This window comes from Acetobacterium wieringae (assembly GCF_026646375.1).
Classification (GTDB): Bacteria; Bacillota; Clostridia; order Eubacteriales; family Eubacteriaceae; genus Acetobacterium; species Acetobacterium wieringae_A.
Genome location: NZ_JAIPPU010000035.1, coordinates 1 through 7,725, shown reverse-complemented (window position 1 = coordinate 7,725; position 7,725 = coordinate 1). Strand labels below are relative to the sequence as shown.

Genomic DNA, 7,725 nt, shown 5'->3' with positions numbered 1-7,725 from the left:
CCTGCGAAGCTTTTCTATTATATCGTCGTTTCTTATGATTGTCAAGCTGTTTTTTTAAAATTCTTTTTTGTTGTTTTCATTGTTGCTGTGTTTTCGTTGTCGCTGTTTTTGACGACCTTGTTAGTATAAAGACTTTTCAACTCTTTGTCAATATGTTTTTGAAAAAATGCGTTTTTTATTTTACTGTTTATAAAAGATTCTTTCCAATCTGAACATCCTGACCAATTTATCTCCATCGGTGAGATTTACAAACGATCCGAATAATATAAAAATCAGTCCGACCCCAATGTTTAAAGTAATGGTTTCACCCAAAATAACCAACGCAAAAATCGGGGCAACCATCGGTTTTATGAAGAACGCCACTGATGCCGTCGATGGCCCGGCGACTTCGACGGTTTTTAGATAAAAGTAATAACCAATCCCCGTCACACAAACACCCAGGTAAAATAACAATGGTGCAGTTTCCAAACTGACACCCTGAAAAACAGGTTGACCACTCGCAATCAACATAATTAGTAATACCGCCGAACCCATCAGAAAACTAAAGCTGTTCTGAGCCACGCCACCGATTATGCCAATTCTTTTTTTGCCATAGGCCGTGTACAGTCCAAAGGCAATCGCCGCCACCAGGGTCATTAATAAAAACCAGATATTATTGTCGCCGGAGATGAGCTTTTGGGGGTTCATCACAATGATCAAACCGATAATACTGATGGTCAAGGCGATAGCCTTTTTTTTGGTGAATTTTTCATGGACGATAAAATGAGCAAAGACCATCGTAAACACCGGATTGATCGAAAATATTAGCGCCGCCAGACTGGCATTAATCCCCATTAAGCCAATCTGAAAAAGCACCATACTGAAGCAGATACAGATTAACCCCAGTGTAAAGAGATAAGCCAGGTCACTCGTGCTGAGTTTAATCTGTTTTTTTCTGAGATCACTGACAGCAAAAGGTAACAGAAAAAGTCCTCCAATTAAGAAGCGGATAAAAGTCAGCTGAATGGGATTAAATGTAGCTCCCCCAATTTTTAATGCAACTTCCATCGATCCGAAAAGCATTCCGGTTAAAAATACATAGAGATAGATCTTTTTCATTATTTCCTCGTTTCATTTTTTTGTTATTGCCACCCGTCCCTGGCCGCTATTTTTGTTTTATTTAAACAGTTGGTACCGAACCTTGAACCGGTAGTTTAAAGAAGGCTTCATAGGGCACATAGTCGTTCCCATAGACCTCCACATAAACCATCACTTCCTGACTGGGATTTTTCAATCCAAATGCTTCCTGCGATCCCAGGCTCGATGCTCCAATCGGAATTTCCTGAGGATAGGACATTCCAGTCATTGGGTAGGTTTCTGCAATCTCGCCATTTTCATCAATCACATAAAAGCTGACCGATGAAATATATAAATCCATCACGTCCTTTTCGTGACCAATATTGGTATAATCATAGGTCAACACAATTACCTGGGCTGGATTCATCTCCGCGAACTCATTTCGAAAGTCCGTCTCATTGACAGCTGAAAAAGACAGTGTGAAATCCCCATCAACAGTCCATGTTTCTCCAGGACCATAAATCCTGGTTGGCTCTTGTGTCACTGTTTCCTCGCTTTTTATCTGCTCTGAATAGTCATAATCGGATTGGTTTTCTTCTTCATCAGTGAGAAAAGCAACACCAAAAAAAATCCCGGCAATAATAACAACGCTCACCCAGATGATTGCAAACACCCCTGATTTTCGTAGTGACTTTTGGGATAACTCTTTTTTTGTTTTTCCTTGAAAATCGCTTTCTCCCCAATCATCTTTATCATCGTTGTTTTTTGTTTGTTTCTTTGTCACAGCTTTTCTTTTGCCCCAGGATCTTTTCTCGTCCCATCCGTATTCCATGTCATCTTCATTCTTAGTCATTAAGCCATTTACCAGAAACACAATTCCCGCTAACACCGCATACACCGTAACAACGGCCGTCATACTGTCATTTCCAGCAAACAGAAACGTAACAATGGCACATCCAAAATAAAATTTTGCGGCTGTCAACAAAATTTTACGATCTTCATTATTTATTGACGCAACCCCAATTGTTCCGGCAATCAGCAGCAAAGACAGCCCAGTCAACCATCCGAAGGCATAAATATCCGGATTTTGAGCTGAAAAGTCCAGACTTCCACTTGCCATTGACTGGGAAATAAAAGCAAAGGTCAACATCATCGCAATAACACTGGTCAGCAATTTCGTAAGCTTCATTTTATCCCTCCTTACACTTCCGTTAGCAAATGGTACTTGCCGATCAATTCTACCGTGGATTCGACAATCGTTGCGGTCATCCCCCAGATCACGTCCTCTTTATACGAATAAAAGTTTATCTCATATTTCCCTTTAACCCAGGGATAGTTCTTTCCGCCAGGAATACATTCATAGGGAAAATCCTTTGGTTGTTCATGACTCAAATGATTAAAATACTTTTTGGGTGCATGCTCCTGAAAATATCGGACTGGTACAGTAAATACATCAGCAACTTCTTCATGACTGAAACCATAATTATAATCTCTTAGTATCGCAATAAACGGATGGATCATCATATTAAATGGCGAAATAAAAACATCTCCTGGTCCCAATATTTCGATTTGCCCACGATCCACCAACAATTCTTCCATTGTTTCCCGAATTGCCGCTTCCTGGGGTGTTTCACCTTCTTCCAGTCGCCCCCCCGGAAAACAGATTTCACCTGGCTGACGATTCAATGTCGCAGAGCGTTTTTCAAAAAGTAATGCCGGCTCCGTTGCAGTATCCACCAAAATCGCAAGAACCGCATACTGACTGAAATTTCGTTCGCCAATCATTCCCGGGCGGCGGTTGTAAAAGTCTTCTCGTTCCAATTTATTCCACCTCAACACTCTATTTAAACTGCGCTTGATTATTATAACACTACCAATTCGTCTTCTTTATATTTTATACGTTCTATTCTAACATAGAATCGCACCCTTGAAAATCAACCGTTACAATCGCAATTGCAAAAAGACTTGCATTACCTAGAAGTTCTATGTATAATACAAGCATACCTAATAGATCTATGTATTCAGGAGGTTATTAATGAATGTATCAAAGGATTTAATTGCCGCCTCGGCAACCCCCTTTATTCTATCCATCTTAAAAGAGAATGACAGCTATGGCTATGCGATTATCAAGAAGGTTAAAGAATTAACCGGAGACGAGCTCGTCTGGTCTGAAGGTATGCTTTATCCGGTTCTTCACCGTCTTGAAGAAAAGAATTTTATCGAGTCTTATTGGAATAATTCGGATGGTGGCCGGAAGCGAAAATATTATAAACTTAAAGAGGAAGGACTGGTTGAACTGGAAGTACAAAAGAAACAATGGGAAGTAATCCATTCAGCACTTTTAAAAACCTGGTTTGAGATAACAAATAAGGAGGTCTGCTGGCCATGTATGATTTAGAAAAAAACGTCCACGCCTGGAGTGACTGCCTGCGAAGTCAGGGGCATTTTAAGGAAACGGATATTATTGAATTGGAAAGCCATCTACACGATGAAATTGAAGATCTGATTCACGCCGGATTATCAGCGGAAGAAGCCTTTTTAATCAGTGTCAAACGTTTTGGCGATACCCATTTGGTTTCCCGGGAATATTCTAAAGTAAATACCGAAAACCTCTGGAAACAATTGATGCTAGAACCCGAACCCACCGGTGTTTCAAGGGAAAACCAGCGCACTATCGGGCTGGTCATTCTTTTCTCGTTTCTGGCCGGCACCTTTTTCAAAATTCCGGAACTTTTCGGTTATAGCTTCAACGATCCCCAATACCAACTGTTTTATTTTAAAAATTTGAGTTTTTTCATCCTGCCCTTGATTACCCTGTTTTTTCTATATAAAAACAAAGCCAATTTAAAAATGTCCGCCACGATTTTAGGAATTTTTGCGGCTTCGGCCATCCTGATCAACGTTTATCCTTCATATCCCCCAAATAACACCGAGTTACTGACTGCCCTGCATCTGCCATTATTCTTATGGCTAGTCACTGGGGTTGCCTATCTCGGTGTGGAATGGCTAAGCAGCCAGGGACGGATGAATTTTATTCGTTTCACCGGTGAAGCCATAATCTATGGCACCCTTATTTTCTGTGGACTTATCGTTTTGGCGATGTTTACCCAAGCGATGTTTTTTGCTATTCAAATTGACGCCAGTTGGTTTATCCAAAATTACTTAGTTGTATATGGTGCCGCTGCTGTGGCCATGATCACTGTCTATCTGGTCGAGACCAAAAAAAGCGTGGTTGAAAATTTCGCTCCGATTCTGGCTAAAATTTTCAGTCCCCTTTTCCTGTTTATCATGATTGCCTTTCTGGTGATTCTGGTCTTATCCGGGAAAAGTGCTTTTTTGGAAAGAGATTACCTGATTGCCTTCGACTTTATGCTGGTATTGGTTCTGGGATTGGTTCTTTACACCATATCAGCCCGAAATCCCTATGCTAAAAACAAACTTTTTGATTATCTGAATCTGGCCTTGATTGTCGTAGCCATGATCATCGATATGGTCGCCTTATCTGCCATCCTCTTGCGCTTATCCGCCTTTGGAATCACCCCAAACAAGCTGGCGGCACTGGGCGAAAATCTGATTCTGTTAATCAATCTGGCCGGTTTGGCTTGGCTGTATGGCCGCTTTTTCGTTAAAAAAATTGATTTCAGCCGAATTGAAACCTGGCAGACGTCCTATCTCTATGCGTATGCCGTCTGGTTCGCTATTGTCGCTTTTATTTTCCCGATTGTTTTTGGGTTTAATTAGCCACCTGCTACTCACTGCTTCAATTGAATCTGACATATAAGAAAAAACTGACCAGCCTATCTGCATGTGATGGCTGGTCAGTTTAACTTTTATTATCTTTTTTTAATCAAAGGATCAAACCTGCGCAATTGCAAGCATCATCCAACACGTGTTTCTAATGAACTGGATCAGTTAAGCGATTATACGACTTATTTCAGCGCATCCAATCCCGCTTGAGCAACGGTCATATCTTCTGCCACGCTTCCGCCGCTGACACCGATTCCTCCGATAATCTTACCGTCTTCAACGATTGGGAAACCACCCCCAAATACGACCATTCTGCCTTTATCACAGGACGCAATTCCAAAAAGTTGACCAGCTTCTTTTGCTAGCTCTGCGGCCTGATCCGTACCCATCTTAAGCGCTACTGCAGTATAGGCTTTATTGGTGGCAATGTCCATACTGGCCAATAAAGAATCCTCCATTCGGTTAAACAACACCATGTTTCCGCCTGCATCGCAAACTGCGATAACCATTGGCACATCAATTTGGATCGCTTTTTCAGCAGCCGCTTCTGCCATTTTCTTTGCCATGTCTAAAAATTTCCCTGTTTTTGTCATTTTTTTCCTCCGCTTTCTTTGTTAAATATTCTTTTTTGCTTTCCTGATTCAACCCATGTATGCTCATAGTATACCCATGAAAACCATTTATTATTCAGAAGCCTATTAAAATAAAGAATACTTGCACCTAAAACAAAGCAATTCTTGTGCCAACGAAAAAAGACAACATTTTACCATGAATTTGACATTTTGTACCAAATAATGTTCATTTTATGCGCAAATTATCGTTCATTTTTCTAACATTTGTTTACTTCTTAATCACTTTCGATGTAACACAACTTTCGGACAACCCTCAAAAGCTTTGTCGCTGATTTCCTCTATAGTCGCTGGCAAAAAGACATCTGTTAAGTTTTTACAATCTTTAAATGCCCAGGCGAGGATTTTTCTGGTTCCCTCGTTGATTCTTACCGTTGTTAGTTGATCACACTGATTAAATGCAAACGAAGCTATCCGGTTCACACTTCCCGGTATTTCGATTTCTTCAATCCCGCAACGAGTCATGGCATATTGCCAAAAGTCTCTAAGGTTAGCCGGCAGCTTGACCTGCTTCAGATTTTTACAACCATATGCTTACTTTAAAACTGTGCAATGCTTAAAATTTCGCATAAGATCCGCACTTTTTTAGTGTTTTTTTGAAATTTATAATTTACACAGCATTAATGCATATTTATTTCCCTTTATATGTTTAACCACATTATGCTTACTTAAAATTTGTGTAAAAGTTATTACCTTTTATTATCAAATTATATTTCTAAATTTCACAAAAAAGACATCCTTAAAAAAAGAATGTTCTCAACTTTTAAATATTGTATCTTTGATTGCATGTAATATAACTTTCGACAAGTTCAAAAATGCTTATGATAATTGCCATTTTCTAAATAACGAACTTCCTTCACATTCTTTATCTGTAATTGCTATTATCATTCATGTCTAATCAAGATAATTCTTATTCCCACAACAACTCAACATTATCCCTTTTCTGAACTACTATCCCTAAAATTACTATTTCATCATGATCAATATTGTATGTTATGGAAGGATATTCACGATTGAAAGGAATCAGAGTAATTTCATTGTTGCTTTTTTTGATCTGTCGTACAATAGCATCCTTTCCATTTACCCACGCAACAACATATTGATCATCAATGAAATCTTTTTGCATTTGAACAATTACAATCTCACCAACCGCAAATTTGGGATACATACTATCATTATTAATCCTTATACCTATATAGTTTTTTTTATTTTTTACTACCCAAATTTTAGGTATTACATCTCTCGCTAAAACCTCAAGCGCACTATCAAGGTTATCGATTGGCACATCTGCTGGTAAAGGATCATAAATATTAATTAAAATTGATGGAATTTCGTTTGGAATAGTAATCATATAATGTAATGGATCATCTTGTTCAAATTTTCCATTTTTATTTTTTTTGTTTTCTCGCTGACTAGTATGATCATCTCCAGCTATTTGAGATTCTTTAAATTCAGTTAAGTCAGATTTCTCTATTTCAAAGTAATCTGCCATCATTTTTATCTTTTCGACCCTCGGATATGTTCTTTTGTTAATCCAACCTGAGAAAGTTCCATACTTAATTTTGAGTTCATTACATACATCGATTCTGCTTACATTTTTCAAGCTCATGTAGTAGCTGATATTATTAGAAATAATTTCTTTTTCCGCATCACTAATATTACTCATTTGATATTCCTTCTTCATATTGATCTTATATTAATTTTATTAACTATACACCAAAATACATAAAATAGCAATGAATAGATATGATTCGCATTTGATTTAAAATATAATATATATTGTTATTCCATTTTTAATATGTTATCATTGGAATTATCAGTTATATTTCGTTGTTTTTTTATTATTTTATATTTAAAACAATATTTATGGTTATATTTAAAACAATATCTATAGTTATATTGACGTCAATATAACTATGAATAACACATTAAACATTTTAGATGTCTATTTTTCAAAATTGATAAAATTTATAGTGAGGTATTGAAAATGATATCGATAACCGAAGTAAAACAAAATCATACAAGTATTTTTTTTCGTATATACGCAACAAGCAATAATGTAGTTTTGGATCACAAGTCATTCCATTACAGACTTTTTAAACCTGAAGTTAATGGGAGAACAGTTTTTGTATTATACAATGATAATATGCAAATCATTTCACAGGTGTACGATTATTTAAACTTCGCTCTTGCTGGAGCCTCCGTTCACACCCAAAATCAATCTGCCCACGCATTACGCCTTCCTATATTGTCAAGCCTCAAATCATTGATTTTTAAGGCTTTTATTTAAATA

The 7,725-nt window shown here is 37.7% G+C and carries 7 protein-coding genes and 1 pseudogene; 2 read left to right on the top strand and 6 right to left on the bottom strand.

Features of this window, described 5'->3' with window-relative positions:
• Positions 1 to 180 precede the first annotated feature (180 nt).
• The 3 genes from Q7P33_RS17650 to Q7P33_RS17640 all read right to left on the bottom strand — a co-directional run bounded on the left by Q7P33_RS17650 (position 181) and on the right by Q7P33_RS17640 (position 2,877).
• Positions 181 to 1,098: a DMT family transporter gene (locus Q7P33_RS17650; protein ID WP_303872061.1), complete on the bottom strand. Its 918-nt coding sequence runs from the start codon at positions 1,096 to 1,098 to the stop codon at positions 181 to 183.
• 61 nt (positions 1,099 to 1,159) lie between these two features.
• Positions 1,160 to 2,245, bottom strand: a complete 1,086-nt coding sequence (locus Q7P33_RS17645) for a hypothetical protein (RefSeq protein ID WP_303872060.1) — start codon at positions 2,243 to 2,245, stop codon at positions 1,160 to 1,162.
• 11 nt (positions 2,246 to 2,256) lie between these two features.
• Positions 2,257 to 2,877 carry a CoA pyrophosphatase gene (locus Q7P33_RS17640; RefSeq protein ID WP_303872059.1) on the bottom strand — a complete coding sequence of 207 codons (621 nt, stop codon included), beginning with the start codon at positions 2,875 to 2,877 and terminating at the stop codon, positions 2,257 to 2,259.
• A 214-nt stretch (positions 2,878 to 3,091) separates the two neighbouring features.
• Between Q7P33_RS17640 and Q7P33_RS17635 the strand changes: the two genes are divergently transcribed.
• A complete protein-coding gene (locus Q7P33_RS17635) occupies positions 3,092 to 3,454 on the top strand; it encodes a PadR family transcriptional regulator (RefSeq protein WP_303872058.1) in 363 nt (120 codons plus the stop codon).
• On the top strand, positions 3,442 to 4,797 hold the full coding sequence (locus Q7P33_RS17630; RefSeq protein ID WP_303872057.1) for a permease prefix domain 1-containing protein: 1,356 nt from the start codon (positions 3,442 to 3,444) through the stop codon (positions 4,795 to 4,797). The genes Q7P33_RS17635 and Q7P33_RS17630 overlap by 13 nt, the downstream gene beginning before the upstream one ends.
• Before the next feature lie 188 nt (positions 4,798 to 4,985).
• Here Q7P33_RS17630 and Q7P33_RS17625 read toward each other — a convergent pair whose 3' ends face one another.
• From Q7P33_RS17625 to Q7P33_RS17620, 3 genes and pseudogenes are all read right to left on the bottom strand, one after another.
• A complete protein-coding gene (locus tag Q7P33_RS17625) occupies positions 4,986 to 5,396 on the bottom strand; it encodes a heme-binding protein (protein ID WP_303872056.1) in 411 nt (136 codons plus the stop codon).
• A 258-nt stretch (positions 5,397 to 5,654) separates the two neighbouring features.
• A pseudogene (locus Q7P33_RS18105) lies at positions 5,655 to 5,951 on the bottom strand (leucine-rich repeat domain-containing protein); the annotation flags it as partial.
• Between the two features lie 391 nt (positions 5,952 to 6,342).
• A complete protein-coding gene (locus Q7P33_RS17620; protein ID WP_303872055.1) occupies positions 6,343 to 7,098 on the bottom strand; it encodes a S24 family peptidase in 756 nt (251 codons plus the stop codon).
• Positions 7,099 to 7,725: the final 627 nt, after the last annotated feature.